Below are 14,052 nucleotides of genomic sequence, written 5' to 3'. Positions count from 1 at the left end.
ATGCGCAGCCGACGCATCCTGCACTCGGTGGAGTCCCACACCGAGGGCATGCCCACCCGGGTGATCACCGGAGGCGTGGGGACCCTCCCCGGCGCCACCATGATGGAGCGACGTGACTGGTTCCTCGCCAACACTGACGACCTCCGCACGCTGCTGATGTTCGAGCCTCGTGGGCATGCCGCGATGTCGGGCGCGATTCTGCAGCCGGCCACCCGGCCCGATGCCGACTTCGGGGTGCTCTTCATCGAGGTGTCCGGGTGCCTGCCGATGTGCGGTCACGGCACCATCGGCGTCGCCACGGTGCTCGTCGAGACCGGCATGGTCGAGGTCGTCGAGCCGGTGACGAGGATCCGGTTGGACACACCGGCCGGGCTCGTGATCGCGGACGTCGCGCTGACCGACGGTGCCGCGACGGCGGTCACCATCCGCAACGTTCCTTCGTATGCCGTCCGGCTGGGTTCCACGGTCGACGTGCCCGGGTTGGGTGCCGTGGGCTACGACCTGGCCTATGGCGGCAACTTCTACGCCGCCGTGCACCTCGACGACCTCGGGCTGCCGTTCGAGCGTGCCGAGAAGCAGCGGCTGCTCGATGCCGGGCTGGCGATCATGGCGGCCATCAACGAGGTCGACGAGCCGGTCCACCTGACCGACTCCTCGATCCGGGGCTGCCACCACGTCGCGCTCCTGGCGCCGGGCTCGGACGCCCGCCACACCAGGCATGCGATGGCCATCCATCCGGGGTGGTTCGACCGCAGTCCGTGCGGCACCGGCACCAGCGCGCTGATGGCCCGACTGCACGCCCGTGGCGAGCTCGCGTTGGACACCGACTTCGTCAACGAGTCCTTCATCGGCTCGACGTTCGTCGGTCGGCTGGTCGAGGAGACCGAGGTTGCTGGCACGCCGGCCGTCATCCCCACGATCACCGGACGCGCCTGGGTCACCGGCACGGCGCAGTGGTTCCTCGACCCCACGGACCCCTTCCCGGCCGGCTTCCTGCTCTGATGACGTCATCGTCCGACCTGGTGGTCGTCGGCGGAGGCATCGTCGGCGCCGCGTGCGCCTACTACGCCACCCGAGCCGGGCTGTCCGTCACCGTGCTCGAGCGGGGCTCGATCGCGGCCGGGACCACCAGTCGCGGTGAGGGCAACATCCTCGTCTCCGACAAGGCGCCCGGACCCGAGCTCGACCTGGCTCTGGCCTCGCGCGAGCTCTGGCTCGAGCTGGCCGCCGAGCACGGCGCCGGCGCGTACGAGCTCGAGCAGAAGGGCGGCCTCGTGGTGGCCGCGAGCGAGGCGGCCCTGGACTCCCTGCAGCAGTTCGGCGCTGGTCAGACCGGCGCCGGAGTGGTGGCCCAACAGGTGAGCGGCACAGGTCTGCACGACCTCGAGCCGCACCTGGCTACGGGCCTGCCCGGCGGCCTGCTCTACCCGCAGGACCTCCAGGTCCAACCCGTGCTGGCCGCGGCGACGCTGCTCGCTGCCGCTCGTCGGCAGGGGGCCCGGGTCGTCACCGGTGTGGAGGTCACCGGTGTCGAGAACGATGCGGTCGGCAAGGTGAGCGGGGTTCTTGCCGGCGGGACGGCATACCCGACCGGATCGGTGGTCAACGCTGCCGGCACCTGGGGTGGCGACGTGAGCGTGCGTCTGGGCGGTCCGGTGCCGGTGCTGCCGAGGCGGGGCTTCATCCTCGTCACCGAGCCGCTGCCGCGGGTGGTCCGGCACAAGGTCTACTCGGCCGACTACGTCGACAACGTCGCCTCGTCCGACGCGGGCTTGGAGACGTCGGCGGTCATCGAGGGAACGCACGGAGGCACCGTGCTGATCGGCGCCAGCCGAGAGCGGGTCGGCTTCGACACCAGCCTGTCGGTGGAGGTGCTGCGTCGCCTGGCCCAGCAGGCGGTGGCGCTCTTTCCCTTCCTCGCGCAGGTCCGGCTGATGCGGACCTACCAGGGTTTCCGGCCCTACTGCCCCGACCACCTGCCGGTGATCGGCCCCGACCCTCGCGTGCCGGGACTGCTTCATGCCTGCGGCCACGAGGGTGCAGGGATCGGCCTGGCTCCTGCGACCGGGCGACTGGTCGCCGACCTGCTCACCGGCGCGGAGCCCGTCGTCGACGCCGCAGCCTTCGCGCCGGAACGATTCGCGCAGGCCCTCGCATGAGCTTCACCTTCGACGGGCGGGAGATCGAGCACGACGACGGGCAGAGCATCGGCGCGGCACTGACGGCCGCCGGCATACGGTCATGGCGCACGACCCGCATCGAGGGTCGACCTCGCGGGATCTTCTGCGGAATCGGCGTGTGCTTCGACTGCCTGGTCATGGTGGACGGGTCACCCAACGAGCGTGCCTGCCTGGTCCCCGCGCGTGAGGGTCTGCGGGTCGAGACCCAGGAGGGCACCGGTCATGGCGACCTCACCGTCTGAGTCCTACGACGTCCTCGTCGTGGGTGCCGGTCCCGCGGGGCTGGCTGCCGCGGATGCTGCCTCGAGGGCCGGCGTGCGGGTGGTCGTCGTCGACGCCGCGGAGCGCCCGGGGGGACAGTACTGGCGCCAGCCCGGTGGCCGCGGTGTCGAGGCCCGGATCGCGGGACTCCACCTGCACCACGACCTCGCGACCTTCGACCGTCTCGTCACCGGGCTCGACCGCTGCACCGTCCTGGCCGGGCACTCTGTGTGGGCGATGACCCGTGACGCCGGGGGCGTGGTCGCCCACGTGGTCGAGCGCTCGGACGGCTCCGAGAACCTTCGCGAGGTGAGGGCGCGCAAGGTCGTCCTCGCTCCCGGCGCCTACGACCGCCAGATCCCGTTCCCGGGGTGGGGCCTGCCGGGTGTGATGACCGTGGGCGGGGCGCAGGCGCTCCTCAAGGGGCACGGTGTCGCCGCCGGACCGCGCGTGCTCGTCGCGGGGACCGGCCCGTTCCTCCTCCCCGTCGCGGCGGGCCTCGCCGAAGCGGGAGCCCAGGTGCTCGGCATACACGAAGCCAATGCAGTTCGGAGCTGGGCGCGGCACCCGCGTGCACTGACGCGCAACGCCGCCAAGCTCCTCGAAGGTGCGGGGTACGCCCGGTCGCTCGCGCGGCACCGGGTGCCCGTGCGCTCCCGGTCCACGGTGGTCGCAGCGCATGGCGCGGTCCAGGTGGAGGCCGTCACGCTCGCCGGACTGGACGCGAACGGACAGGTGGTTCCCGGCTCGGAGCGCAGGGTCGCCGTCGACGTGCTCGCCGTCGGCTGGGGCTTCACCCCCCAGCTCGCTCCCCCTGGCCCTGGGGTGCGTCACCCGCCTCGACGTCGATGGGTCGCATGTCGTGGCCGTCGACGGCGACCAGCGCACGTCGGTCGAAGGTGTCTGGGTCGCCGGTGAGGCATGCGGCATCGGCGGGGCCGGCCTCTCCGTGGCCGAAGGAAGCATCGCCGGCGCCAGTGCCGCCGGCGTGGCAGCGCCGCGGACTGCCGTCCGACGACGAGATGCGTTGCGGCAGTTCGCCATTGCGATGCACCACGTCCACCCAGTCCCGGACGGCTGGCTGGCTCGCGTCACCGACGACACTCTCGTGTGTCGCTGCGAGGAGGTGACGGCGGGTGACCTGCGGGGCGCTGTCGACGACCTCGGCGCCGACAGTGCCCGGGCCGCCAAGCTGCTGGCGCGTGCTGGGTTGGGCTGGTGCCAGGGACGGGTTTGCGGCTATGCCGCCTCGTGCCTCATCGCGGACCGCACCGGCACCGAAGCGTCGAGCCCGATGGCGAACCGGCCCATCGCGTCCCCGATCACGCTTGGTGCCCTCGTCGCGCCGGCGCCCCGCGACGGCGAGTGAAGGACGGCTCAAGCGGCGACCGGCGTGCGACGACGGGGGATCAACCATGAGAAGGCGGCTGCCAGGAGGCAGAGTCCGCCGGCGGTGAACCAGGCCAGGGAGTAGGTCCCGGTGAAGTCACGCACTGCCCCGGCTCCCGTGGCAGCGATGGCGGCACCGATCTGGTGCGAGGCGAACACCCACCCGAAGACGACCGGCGCCGAGACGTCGAACCACTCACGGCACAGGGCCACGGTCGGCGGCACGGTGGCGATCCAGTCGAGCCCGTAGAAGATGATGAAGAACCACATGGTCGGTTGCACCGATGGCCCGAGCAATGAGGGCAACAGCATGAGAGAGAGTCCGCGTAGGGCGTAGTAGCCCACGAGCAGGAAGCGGGGGTCGACCCGGTCGGTCATCCAGCCCGAGAAGATCGTGCCCGCGATGTCGAAGAGCCCGATGAGCGCGAGCAGTGACGCGGCCATCGTCGTGGGCATCCCGTGGTCGTGGGCCGCCGGGACGAAGTGCGTGCCGACGAGACCGTTGGTCGAGGCACCACAGATCGCGAAACCACCTGCGAGCAGCCAGAAGGCGCGCGTCCTCGCAGCGTCGCGCAGGGCCGACAGTGCCTGGGTTGCGGCATTGCCCACGGGGTTGGGGAGGGGGAGCCCGGGATCCTGGGCGGTTGCGCCATAGGCCTGCAGGCCGACGTCGTGCGGGTGGTCGCGGACGAACAGGATCACGAGGGGGACCACGGCGAGGGCGACGGCGGCGACGACGAGCGCCGGTGTGCGCCAGCCGTATCGGTCGGCCAGGATCGCGATGAGCGGCAGGAAGACCAGCTGTCCGGTCGCACCGGCCGCCGTGAGCACGCCACTCACGAGTCCGCGACGTGCCACGAACCACCGGTTGACGAGGGTCGCCACGAGGGCCATCGACATCGAACCGGTGCCGACGCCGACGACGACGCCCCACAGCAGGACGAGCTGCCACGCCTGGGTCATGAAGACGGTCAGCCCGCTCCCGAGGGCGACGAGGGTGAGTGCGACCACGACGACCCGCCGGATGCCGAACCGGTCCATGAGCGCGGCAGCGAACGGTGAGAACAGCCCGAAGAGCACGAGGTTGACCGACACGGCGAAGCCGATCGTGGCGCGGCTCCAGCCGAACTCCTGGTGGAGCGGGTCGATGAGCACGCTCGGGACCGAGCGGAAGCCGGCGGCACCGATGAGCGTGACGAACCCGACGATGGCCACGATCCACGCGCGGTGCAGGGGCGGACGGCGTCGCCGCCCACCGTCGTCGGCGAAGGGCTCGGCATCGGCGGCACTCACCGCGAGGTCGTCGGTCATGGGAGAGAGCCTGTCAGCCGGTTCGACTGGCGCCTAGTGGCAGAAACGCCACAATGTGCAAAGATCCAGCCATGCGCACTCCACGCTCGCCACACCAACACCGGGTCGTCGTCCTGCTGCTCGAGCCGCTCATCGGCTACGACGCCACGATCCCGGGAGCGGTGCTCGGCTCCGCCCAGGACTCCCAGGACCGACCGCTCTATGACGTCCAGATGGCCTCCCTCGACGGTGGAGCGGTGAACACACACAACGGGTATGCCGTTGTGCCGCACGGTGACTCGTCCCTCCTGGCGCAGGCAGATACCGTCATCATCCCGGGCACCCAGATCCCGGGGCCCCGCTTCGACGGCACCATGCCCGACGAGCTGGGGGCCGCGCTGGGACGCATCCGCAAGGGCACGCGCATCGTCTCGATCTGCACGGGCGCCTATGTCCTTGCCGCAGCCGGACTCCTCGACGGGCGACCGGCCACCACCCACTGGCAGCACACCGAGAGGTTCCGCACGCTCTACCCGCAGGTCGACCTCAACGAGGACGTGCTGTTCGTCGACGACGGCGACGTCCTCACCGCCGCGGGCCTCTCGGCCGGCGTCGACCTCTGCCTGCACCTCTTGCGCCGCGACCACGGTGCCACCGTCGCCAACGACGTTGCGCGCTACTGCGTCGTCCCGCCCTGGCGCGACGGCGGTCAGGCACAGTTCATCGAGCGCCCGGTGCCGGTCATGGATGACGCGTCGACCTCGACGACCCGGGCCTGGGCGATGGCCCACCTCGCCGCGGACCTGTCCGTCCCCGCCCTCGCCCGGCGCGCCCGGATGAGCGAACGCACCTTCGCCCGACGGTTCCGGGAGGAGACCGGGCTGACCCCGGCGGCCTGGGTCACCCAGCAGCGGGTGCGCCAGGCACAGCATCTCCTCGAGACCACCGACCTCGCCGTCGACGTCATCGCGACGCGCGCCGGGCTCGGCACCGGTGCCTCGCTGCGCAAGCACTGTGCCGCCACGCTGGGGGTCTCACCGCAGGCCTACCGTCGCACCTTCCGCGGCGCCACGGAGGGCAGGACCGAGAGCAGGATCGCATGAGCCGCCGCGACACACCCTTCGTCGACATCGACGCCCTCGAGTCGGCGACGTCGGGCCTTCCGGCGCCACTCGTCACCGTCGACCTCGACGCCTTCGACGCCAACGCCGACGACCTCGTCCGTCGCGCTGCCGGGCGACCCATCCGGGTGGCGAGCAAGTCGGTGAGATGCCGCGCGTTGCTTCGTCGGGTCCTCGACCGTCCCGGCTTCGCCGGGGTGATGGCGTATGCCGTGCCTGAGGCCGTGTGGCTCGTGCGCCACGGGTTCACGGACGTCTTCGTCGCCTACCCCAGCGTCGACCGGGAGTGGCTCGAGACCGTGGCTGCCGACGACGTGCTGCGCAGCGAGATCTCCGTCGCGGTCGACAGCGTCGAGCAGGTGCGCCTGCTCTCCAGGGTGCTGGGTCAGGGGAGCGGTGTGCGGGTCGCTCTCGACGTCGACTGCTCGCTGCGCATCGGCCGGCTCCACCTCGGCGTGCGTCGCTCACCGTTGCGCACACCCGCCGACGCGCTGGCCGTGACCCGGGCCGCACTCGAGGTCGGGCTGCGGGTGGCCGGAGTGATGTTCTATGACGCCCAGGTGGCCGGACTGCCCGACCGCGGGCCCCACCTCAAGGCCCTCAAGAAGCGCTCGCTGGCGGACCTGGCGCAGCGACGTGCTCCCCTCGTCGAGGCCGTGCGCGCGCTCACCGACCTCGACTTCGTCAACGGTGGCGGCACGGGCAGCCTCGGCCGGCTGGCAGCCGCCGACAGCCTCACCGAGCTCGCCGCGGGCTCCGGCCTCTATGCCCCCACCCTCTTCGACGCCTACGACGACTTCACGCCCCGGCCCGCGATGACCTACGCCCTCCCGGTGGTGCGCCGCCCCGCGAAGGGGATCGTCACGGCATACGGAGGCGGTTATGTCGCCAGCGGGGAGCCGGGCTGGACGCGGGTCCCGACACCAGTGGGGCGAGCCCTCTCGCTCATCCGCTCCGAGGCGGCCGGCGAGGTGCAGACTCCGTTGCGAGGGCCGGCCGCCGACCGGCTCGCGATCGGCGACCGCGTGTGGCTGCGTGGTGCCAAGGCCGGCGAGCTGCTCGAGCGGTTCGACCACGTGCACCTCGTCCAGCAGGGACGGCTCGTCGAGACGGTCCCGAGCTATCGAGGTGAAGGGCAGAACTTCGGATGACCTGGAGCAACTGGGCCGGCAACGTCACCGCGACCCCGGCGCGGCTCCTCGAACCCCGCTCGGTCGACGAGGTCGCTGAGATCGTCACGCAGGTGGGCGAGCGCCAGGAGCGGGTCCGGGTCGTCGGCGCAGGCCACTCGTTCACCCCCCTGTGCGCCACCGGCGGCACGCTGCTTCGGCTCACCCACCTGACCGGCATCCTCGAGGTCGACCGCGACCTCTCGCGGGTCAGGGTCGCGGGCGGGACTCCGCTCCATGCCCTCAACCCGGTCCTCGAGGCGCTGGGCCTGGCCCTGCCCAACCTCGGCGACATCGACCGGCAGAGCGTCGCCGGCGCGATCGCGACGGGCACCCACGGCACCGGCATCCGCCACCAGGGCATCGCGGCGGCGGTCACCGGACTGACGCTCGTGCTGGCTGACGGGTCTGTTGTCTCCGTCGACGATGCCCAGCACTCCGAGCTCTTCCAGGCGGCGAGGATCGGCCTCGGGGCCTTCGGGGTCGTCACCGAGGTCGAGCTCCAGTGCGTGCCGGCCTTCCGGCTGCGAGCGCTCGAGACACCGGGCCGGCTCGACGAGGTCATCGACGGCTACGAGCAGCTCGTGCACGAGTTCGACCACGTCGACTTCCACTGGTTCCCCCACACGGACCGCGTTCTCCTCAAGCGCAACTCACGCCTGGACGACACAGACCCCGGTCGGCCCCAGCCTGCGTGGCGCGAACGGCTCGACGAGGACATCCTCAGCAACAAGGTCTTCGGCGTCGTCAACCGGGCGGCGGCAGCCCGGCCGGGCATCGTGCCTCGCCTCAACCAGGTGAGCGCCCGGGTGCTCGGCGCCAAGGAGTACACCGACACGTCGTGGAAGGTCTTCTGCACCTCCCGCGACGTCCGCTTCCGGGAGAGCGAGTATGCCGTCCCGCGGGCTTCGCTGCCCGCCGTCGTCGGAGCGCTCCGGGCGTGGATCGACAGCCACGACGTTGCTCTGCCGTTCCCGGTCGAGGTCCGCTCGACGGGAGTGGACGACGTGTGGCTGTCGACGGCATACGAGCGGGAGAACGCCTATGTCGCGGTTCACCAGTACCACCGGATGGGCGACGGGGGAGTGTTCGCGGCCTTCGAGGCGATCGTGCGGGAGCACGCCGGGCGCCCGCACTGGGGCAAGCTGCACACCCTCGGCGCGCAGGACCTCGCCCGCCTCTACCCGCGGTTCGGTGACGCCCTGGCGGTGCGCGACCGCGTCGACCCCGACCGTCGCTTCGCCAACGACCACCTTACCCACCTCCTCGGCCCCTGGACGCCCAACATTCCCGCCTGAAGTGGGTTTCTCTCACATCGCCTGGTCGCCGCGATCAAGCGAAGTGAGAAGCTTGTTGCCGCGGCCCACGTTGTCCACAGGGACAGGCTCGCCTCACGTCTGTCCACAGATGGAGGAGAGCGCCCTGCGGCGACACCCGGCGTCGGCCACAGTCGGGATCATGACCTCCCTCGAGCCGCTTCTCCTCACCCTCGCTGCCGGGCAGGACGGCATGTTCACGACAGCCCAAGCGCACCGCACGGGCATGGACAAGTCCTCCTTAGCGCGCGCCGTCGCCGATGGCGTCGCGCTGCATCCCATGCGATCCCTGTATGCCGTGGCGCAGGTCGTCGACGCCACCTCACCGAGGAGGTGGCACAGGCATCTCGCCGTGGGGTCGCGGCTCATCTATCCCGATCTGATGTTTGCCAGTGTGACCGCGGTGCTGGCCCACGACATCGCGGTTTGGGGCTGTGAGCTGAGCAGGCCCCAGGTGCTGAGGCCCATCAGTCGTTCCACCGGAGTCCGCGGACTACGGGTGCGGCCAACGCGGGGGACGGCGGTGGAGACGCCTTGGGGCCCAGCGGCAACGCCGGCCGACGCCCTGGTGCAGCTGGCCATGGACTACGGCACGGAGCAAGGCGTGGCGAGCGCGGACCATGCGCTGCACCATGGCGTGGTCACCACTGAAGCCCTCGGGGCCGCCGTTGCTGGCGTCGAGAACTGGCCGGACGCCCACAAGGCACGCTCGATGGCAGCCCTCATGTGCGGTCTGCGCGAGTCCGTGGGGGAGTCCCGGTGCGGGATCGGCCTGGAGCTGGCCGGCATACGAGTCACACCCCAGGTCGAGATCCGCGACGCGTTCGGCAACCTCGTGGGGCGGGTCGACTTCCTCGTGGACGGAACGAATGTCGTCGTCGAGTTCGACGGCAAGATGAAGTTCGGGGAGGGCGATCCGGAGGTCCTGTGGGCGGAGAAGAAGCGCGAGGATCGTCTCCGCCGACTGGGATACACGGTCGTTCGCATCATCTGGGCAGACCTCGAAAAGCCCGGGGTGGTGGCGGCCAAGGTCCGCACCGCGATTCGCGCCGCTGCCTGAACACGCCGGATCGCTCGTCTTGACACCAAGTTCTCACTCCGCTTGGTCGCGGCGATCAGGCGAGGTGAGAGAAACCCACTTCAGGCGGGAAAGGTGAGGTCAGGGGCAGGGTTCGGGGTCTGGGCCGGCCGCGTCGCGACGGGCGCGGCGGTTCGTGCGGCCCTGGCGAAGGGAGTCGACCGTGAGGAGCAGCAGGGCGAGCCACACGATCGCGAAGCCGACCCAGAGAGCGCCGGTGACGTGCTCGCCCAGCAGGAGCACGCTGCAGATCAGCTGCAGCATCGGCGTGAGGAACTGGATGAGCCCGATCGTCACGAGCGGGATCCGGCGGGCGGCAGCTGCGAAGAGCAGGAGCGGGATCGCGGTGACGACGCCGGCTGCGACGAGCAGTCCCGTGTGCCACGGCCCCTCCGCGCCGAAGGTCGTCGATCCCTGAGCGGCCAGCCAGACGAGGACCCCCACGGCGACCGGTGCCAGGACCAGCGTCTCGACCGTCAGGGAGTGCATCGCGTCGAGCGTCGCCCCGACCTTCTTCTTGACCAGTCCGTAGAAGGCGAACGAGAACGCCAGCGTCACCGCGATCCAGGGGAACTCGCCCCCGGCCACGGTGAGGTAGACCGCCGCCACCGCGCCGACGGACACGGCCGCCCACTGCAGCGGGCGGAGTCGCTCCTTGAGCACGAAGACACCCAGCCCCACCGTGACGATGGGGTTGAGGAAGTAGCCGAGGGCAGCGGCATACGTCCGGCCGGTGAGGACGGCAAGGACATAGACGACCCAGTTCACCGCGATGAGCAGTGCGGCGAGGGTCAGCCCACCCAGCAGCTTCGGACGGTGCACGACCGAGGCCACCCAGCCGAAGTCACGGCGCACGACGAGCACGCCCACGCAGAAGAGCAGCGTCCACAGGATGCGGTGCGCGAGGATCTCGAACGCGCCGGACGGCTCCAGCGCGTGGAAGTAGAGCGGGAAGAGTCCCCAGATGCCGTAGGCGAGGAAGGCGAAGATCGTCCCGCGCCGCAGCTCACCGGCATCACCCGCGAGGGGTGGGCTCATGCAGTCACGCCACGGTCCAGGTGTCGCGGCCCCTGAGCAGTGCACCCAGGTCGTCGTCGGTCGCCGGACCACCCGCGGTGTCGATGGCGGCCTGCACCTGCGCCCGCACCCCGTCGTCATAGGTCGGACGGGAGACCGAGCGGAAGATGCCCATCGGCACGTGCGTCATCTCGGGGGAGTCGAGCCGCGAGAGGGCGAACGCCTGGCTCGGGTCCTCGGCCCCGGCGTCGTGGACGACCACATCCGCGCCCACGGCGTCAGCCGCAGACACGAACTCGAGGCGACCACCCGGCATACGCACCAAGGTCTTGCGGTCGTCCTGCGGCCCGACCTGCACCGGCTCGCCGTCGAGCAGGTGCACGAGCCGTGCCTCCTGCTGGGTGCGGTCCTTGATGAGGTCGAAGGCGCCGTCGTTGAAGATCGGGCAGTTCTGGTAGATCTCGACGAGCGAGGTGCCGCGGTGCTCGGCGGCGGCACGCAGGATCCCGGTGAGGTGCTTGCGGTCGGTGTCGGTCGTGCGGGCGACGAAGGTGGCCTCCGCGCCGAGCGCCAGCGACACCGGGTTGAACGGCTGGTCGACCGACCCCATCGGCGTGGACTTCGTGACCTGGCCGACCCGCGAGGTGGGGGAGTACTGGCCCTTGGTCAGCCCGTAGATCTCGTTGTTGAACAGCAGGATCGTCAGGTTGACGTTGCGGCGCAGCGCGTGGATGAGGTGGTTGCCACCGATCGACAGCGCGTCACCGTCGCCGGTCACCACCCACACGTTCTGGTCCGGACGCGACGTCGCGAGACCGGTCGCGATGGCCGGCGCGCGACCGTGGATCGAGTGCATGCCGTAGGTGTCGAGGTAGTAGGGGAAGCGGCTCGAGCACCCGATGCCGGAGACGAACGTGATGTTCTCGCGCTTGAGCCCCAGCTCGGGGAGGAACGACTGCACCGCCGCGAGGATGGCGTAGTCGCCGCAACCCGGGCACCAGCGCACCTCCTGGTCGGACGTGAACTCGCGCTTGGTCTGCTTCGCGGCGTCAGGAGCAAGCAGGGGTATGCCGGCCAGTCCGCTCGGGCGTGCGGCTGCGTCACTGTGGGTGTGCTCGGTGGTGGTCACGTGACCTCCTCCAGGTGGGTGAGGATGACGTCGGCGAGGTCGACCGTGGAGAACGGCAGGCCGCGCACCGACGTGTGGGGGCGGACGTCGACGAGGAACTCGGCCCGCAGCAGCATCGACAGCTGGCCGAGGTTCATCTCGGGGACGACGACGCGGTCATAGGACCGCAGCACCTCGCCGAGGTTGGCGGGGAACGGGTTGAGGTTGCGCAGGTGCGCGGAGGCGACGGAGTGACCGGCGTTGCGCACAGCCCTGACAGCGGCCGCGATCGGGCCCTGCGTCGAACCCCAGCCGAGGATGAGCAGCTTCGCGTCACCCGCCGGGTCCTCGACGACGACGTCGGGGATACCGGCGATGCCCGCGACCTTGGCGGCGCGCAGGCGCGTCATCTTGTCGTGGTTGTCGGGGTCGTAGGAGATGTTGCCGGTGATGTCGGCCTTCTCGATGCCGCCGATGCGGTGCTCGAGACCCGGCGTGCCGGGGACCGCCCACGGACGCGCGAGCGTCTCGGGGTCGCGCAGGAAGGGGTGGAAGACCGGCTCGCCCTTGACGTCGACGCCGTTGGGGGCGCTGGCGAACTCGACCGACAGGTCGGGCAGGTCGGCGACCTCCGGGACCGACCACGGCTCGGACCCGTTGGCGAGGTAGCCGTCACTGAGCAGGAAGACGGGAGTGCGGTATGCCGTGGCGATCCGGACCGCCTCGAAGGCTGCCTCGAAGCAGTCGGCCGGGGTCGACGGCGCGATGATCGGCACGGGCGACTCGCCGTTGCGGCCGAACATGGCCTGGAGCAGGTCGGACTGCTCGGTCTTGGTCGGCAGCCCGGTCGAGGGCCCGCCACGCTGGACGTCGACGATGATCAGCGGCAGCTCGAGCGAGACGGCGAGGCCGATCATCTCGGACTTCAGCGCGACGCCCGGACCGGACGTCGTCGTGACGCCGATCGCGCCACCGAAGCTCGCGCCCAGGGCGATGCCGATGCCGGCGATCTCGTCCTCGGCCTGCATCGTCGTGATGTCGTGGCGCTTGAGCGACGACAGGGCGTGCAGGATGTCGGAGGCCGGGGTGATCGGGTAGGACCCGAGCACCAGGGGCAGCTTCGCCTGGTGGGCGGCCGCCACGAGGCCGTGGGCCAGCGCCGTGTTGCCGGTGATGTTGCGGTAGGTCCCCGGCGGCATCACCGCCGGAGCGATCTCGTAGCTCGACGCGAAGTCCTCGGTCGTCTCCCCGTAGTTCCAGCCGGCCTTCAGCGCGGTGAGGTTGGCCTCGAGGATCTCGGGGTGGGCGCCGAACTTCTTCGTCAGGAACGCCTCGGTGCCGGTCGTGGGCCGGGTGTACATCCACGAGAGGAGGCCGAGCGCGAACATGTTCTTGGCGCGCTCCTTCTCCTTGCGGGTCAGGCCCTCGAACTTCGCCAGTGCATCGACCGTGATGGAGGTGAGCGGCACGGCGTGGACGTGGAAGGACTCGAGCGAGCCGTCGTCGAGGGGGTTCTCGGCGTAGCCCACCTTGGCGAGCGCGCGCTTGGAGAACTCGTCGGTGTTGATGATGATCGTCGCGCCACGTGGCACGTCACCGAGGTTGGCCATGAGGGCGGCCGGGTTCATGGCGACGAGGACGTCCGGGGCGTCACCGGGCGTGAGGACCTCGTGGTCGGCGAAGTGGAGCTGGAAGCTCGACACACCGGGCAGCGTCCCCTGGGGCGCGCGGATCTCGGCGGGGAAGTTGGGCAGGGTCGAGAGGTCGTTGCCCATCGAGGCCGTCTCGGAGGTGAACCGGTCCCCGGTGAGCTGCATCCCGTCACCGGAGTCCCCAGCGAAGCGGATGACGACGCGATCGAGCTTCTGGACGGTCTTGCTGGACATGAACACCTGACTCGAGAGACGTCAGTCGGGACGTTTCGTCGTGACCCGACGTGTACCTCCATCGTACGACCGGGGTAAGGCAAGGCTATGGAGGTGTCCAACAACATCGACCGGATGCCGTCGTAGGGGCGACGACCGTTCGTCCGCCCCACTGCCGGGTATGCCGCTCGTCGCCTCCCAGCGGTCCGACGCCGCCGCTCGTGGCACGGTGCGGGTCGTTCGACGCGATGTCCTGTG

At 70.5% G+C, this 14,052-nt stretch carries 13 protein-coding genes; 9 read left to right on the top strand and 4 right to left on the bottom strand.

The window, feature by feature from the left end:
• Genes ACZZ98_RS04300 through ACZZ98_RS04280 form a run of 5 tightly spaced genes read left to right on the top strand, consistent with a single transcriptional unit; the run spans nt 1 to nt 3,810 of the window.
• Nucleotides 1-1,002, top strand: coding sequence for a proline racemase family protein (locus ACZZ98_RS04300; RefSeq protein WP_463515088.1), 1,002 nt, complete (start codon nt 1-3; stop codon nt 1,000-1,002).
• Complete coding sequence (locus tag ACZZ98_RS04295) at nt 1,002-2,159, top strand: NAD(P)/FAD-dependent oxidoreductase (protein WP_463515087.1); 1,158 nt, start codon at nt 1,002-1,004, stop codon at nt 2,157-2,159. Before ACZZ98_RS04300 ends, ACZZ98_RS04295 begins: the two co-directional genes overlap by 1 nt.
• Entirely contained in the window at nt 2,156-2,422 is a 267-nt protein-coding gene (locus ACZZ98_RS04290; RefSeq protein ID WP_463515086.1) for a (2Fe-2S)-binding protein, read from the top strand. The genes ACZZ98_RS04295 and ACZZ98_RS04290 overlap by 4 nt, the downstream gene beginning before the upstream one ends.
• Nucleotides 2,403-3,359, top strand: coding sequence for an NAD(P)/FAD-dependent oxidoreductase (locus ACZZ98_RS04285; protein ID WP_463515085.1), 957 nt, complete (start codon nt 2,403-2,405; stop codon nt 3,357-3,359). Before ACZZ98_RS04290 ends, ACZZ98_RS04285 begins: the two co-directional genes overlap by 20 nt.
• The gene (locus ACZZ98_RS04280; RefSeq protein WP_463515084.1) at nt 3,304-3,810 is read left to right on the top strand and encodes a (2Fe-2S)-binding protein; all 507 of its coding nucleotides are present in this window, start codon (nt 3,304-3,306) and stop codon (nt 3,808-3,810) included. Before ACZZ98_RS04285 ends, ACZZ98_RS04280 begins: the two co-directional genes overlap by 56 nt.
• Nucleotides 3,811-3,818: 8 nt before the next feature.
• Here the strand turns inward: ACZZ98_RS04280 and ACZZ98_RS04275 are convergent, their stop codons facing one another.
• Nucleotides 3,819-5,141: an MFS transporter gene (locus ACZZ98_RS04275; protein ID WP_463515083.1), complete on the bottom strand. Its 1,323-nt coding sequence runs from the start codon at nt 5,139-5,141 to the stop codon at nt 3,819-3,821.
• 71 nt (nt 5,142-5,212) lie between these two features.
• On the opposite strand from ACZZ98_RS04275, the gene ACZZ98_RS04270 reads away from it, so the two are divergent.
• The 4 genes from ACZZ98_RS04270 (at nt 5,213) to ACZZ98_RS04255 (ending at nt 9,786) form a co-directional block, all read left to right on the top strand.
• A complete protein-coding gene (locus ACZZ98_RS04270) occupies nt 5,213-6,223 on the top strand; it encodes a GlxA family transcriptional regulator (protein ID WP_463515082.1) in 1,011 nt (336 codons plus the stop codon).
• Nucleotides 6,220-7,392, top strand: a complete 1,173-nt coding sequence (locus ACZZ98_RS04265) for an amino acid deaminase/aldolase (RefSeq protein ID WP_463515081.1) — start codon at nt 6,220-6,222, stop codon at nt 7,390-7,392. The genes ACZZ98_RS04270 and ACZZ98_RS04265 overlap by 4 nt, the downstream gene beginning before the upstream one ends.
• Nucleotides 7,389-8,708 carry a D-arabinono-1,4-lactone oxidase gene (locus tag ACZZ98_RS04260; RefSeq protein ID WP_463515080.1) on the top strand — a complete coding sequence of 440 codons (1,320 nt, stop codon included), beginning with the start codon at nt 7,389-7,391 and terminating at the stop codon, nt 8,706-8,708. Before ACZZ98_RS04265 ends, ACZZ98_RS04260 begins: the two co-directional genes overlap by 4 nt.
• Before the next feature lie 160 nt (nt 8,709-8,868).
• Nucleotides 8,869-9,786, top strand: coding sequence for a type IV toxin-antitoxin system AbiEi family antitoxin domain-containing protein (locus ACZZ98_RS04255; protein ID WP_463515079.1), 918 nt, complete (start codon nt 8,869-8,871; stop codon nt 9,784-9,786).
• Nucleotides 9,787-9,885: 99 nt separating this feature from the next.
• Here the strand turns inward: ACZZ98_RS04255 and rarD are convergent, their stop codons facing one another.
• Genes rarD through ACZZ98_RS04240 form a run of 3 tightly spaced genes read right to left on the bottom strand, consistent with a single transcriptional unit; the run spans nt 9,886 to nt 13,815 of the window.
• The gene (gene rarD / locus ACZZ98_RS04250; RefSeq protein WP_463515078.1) at nt 9,886-10,842 is read right to left on the bottom strand and encodes an EamA family transporter RarD; all 957 of its coding nucleotides are present in this window, start codon (nt 10,840-10,842) and stop codon (nt 9,886-9,888) included.
• A 4-nt stretch (nt 10,843-10,846) separates the two neighbouring features.
• Nucleotides 10,847-11,950: a 2-oxoacid:ferredoxin oxidoreductase subunit beta gene (locus ACZZ98_RS04245; RefSeq protein WP_463515077.1), complete on the bottom strand. Its 1,104-nt coding sequence runs from the start codon at nt 11,948-11,950 to the stop codon at nt 10,847-10,849.
• Nucleotides 11,947-13,815: a 2-oxoacid:acceptor oxidoreductase subunit alpha gene (locus ACZZ98_RS04240; protein ID WP_463515076.1), complete on the bottom strand. Its 1,869-nt coding sequence runs from the start codon at nt 13,813-13,815 to the stop codon at nt 11,947-11,949. Before ACZZ98_RS04240 ends, ACZZ98_RS04245 begins: the two co-directional genes overlap by 4 nt.
• Nucleotides 13,816-14,052 lie beyond the last annotated feature (237 nt).

This window comes from Knoellia sp. AC549, assembly GCF_979258975.1.
This window is presented reverse-complemented; position numbering and strand designations above follow the sequence as displayed.

Excerpts from the sequence above, each read along its gene's own strand:
- ACZZ98_RS04300 (WP_463515088.1), top strand. The coding sequence starts at position 1 with ATGCGCAGCCGACGCATCCTGCACTCGGTGGAGTCCCACACCGAGGGC.
- ACZZ98_RS04295 (WP_463515087.1), top strand. The coding sequence starts at position 1,002 with ATGACGTCATCGTCCGACCTGGTGGTCGTCGGCGGAGGCATCGTCGGC.
- ACZZ98_RS04290 (WP_463515086.1), top strand. The coding sequence starts at position 2,156 with ATGAGCTTCACCTTCGACGGGCGGGAGATCGAGCACGACGACGGGCAG.
- ACZZ98_RS04285 (WP_463515085.1), top strand. The coding sequence starts at position 2,403 with ATGGCGACCTCACCGTCTGAGTCCTACGACGTCCTCGTCGTGGGTGCC.
- ACZZ98_RS04275 (WP_463515083.1), bottom strand. The coding sequence starts at position 5,141 with ATGACCGACGACCTCGCGGTGAGTGCCGCCGATGCCGAGCCCTTCGCC.
- ACZZ98_RS04270 (WP_463515082.1), top strand. The coding sequence starts at position 5,213 with ATGCGCACTCCACGCTCGCCACACCAACACCGGGTCGTCGTCCTGCTG.
- ACZZ98_RS04265 (WP_463515081.1), top strand. The coding sequence starts at position 6,220 with ATGAGCCGCCGCGACACACCCTTCGTCGACATCGACGCCCTCGAGTCG.
- ACZZ98_RS04260 (WP_463515080.1), top strand. The coding sequence starts at position 7,389 with ATGACCTGGAGCAACTGGGCCGGCAACGTCACCGCGACCCCGGCGCGG.
- ACZZ98_RS04255 (WP_463515079.1), top strand. The coding sequence starts at position 8,869 with ATGACCTCCCTCGAGCCGCTTCTCCTCACCCTCGCTGCCGGGCAGGAC.
- rarD (WP_463515078.1), bottom strand. The coding sequence starts at position 10,842 with ATGAGCCCACCCCTCGCGGGTGATGCCGGTGAGCTGCGGCGCGGGACG.
- ACZZ98_RS04240 (WP_463515076.1), bottom strand. The coding sequence starts at position 13,815 with ATGTCCAGCAAGACCGTCCAGAAGCTCGATCGCGTCGTCATCCGCTTC.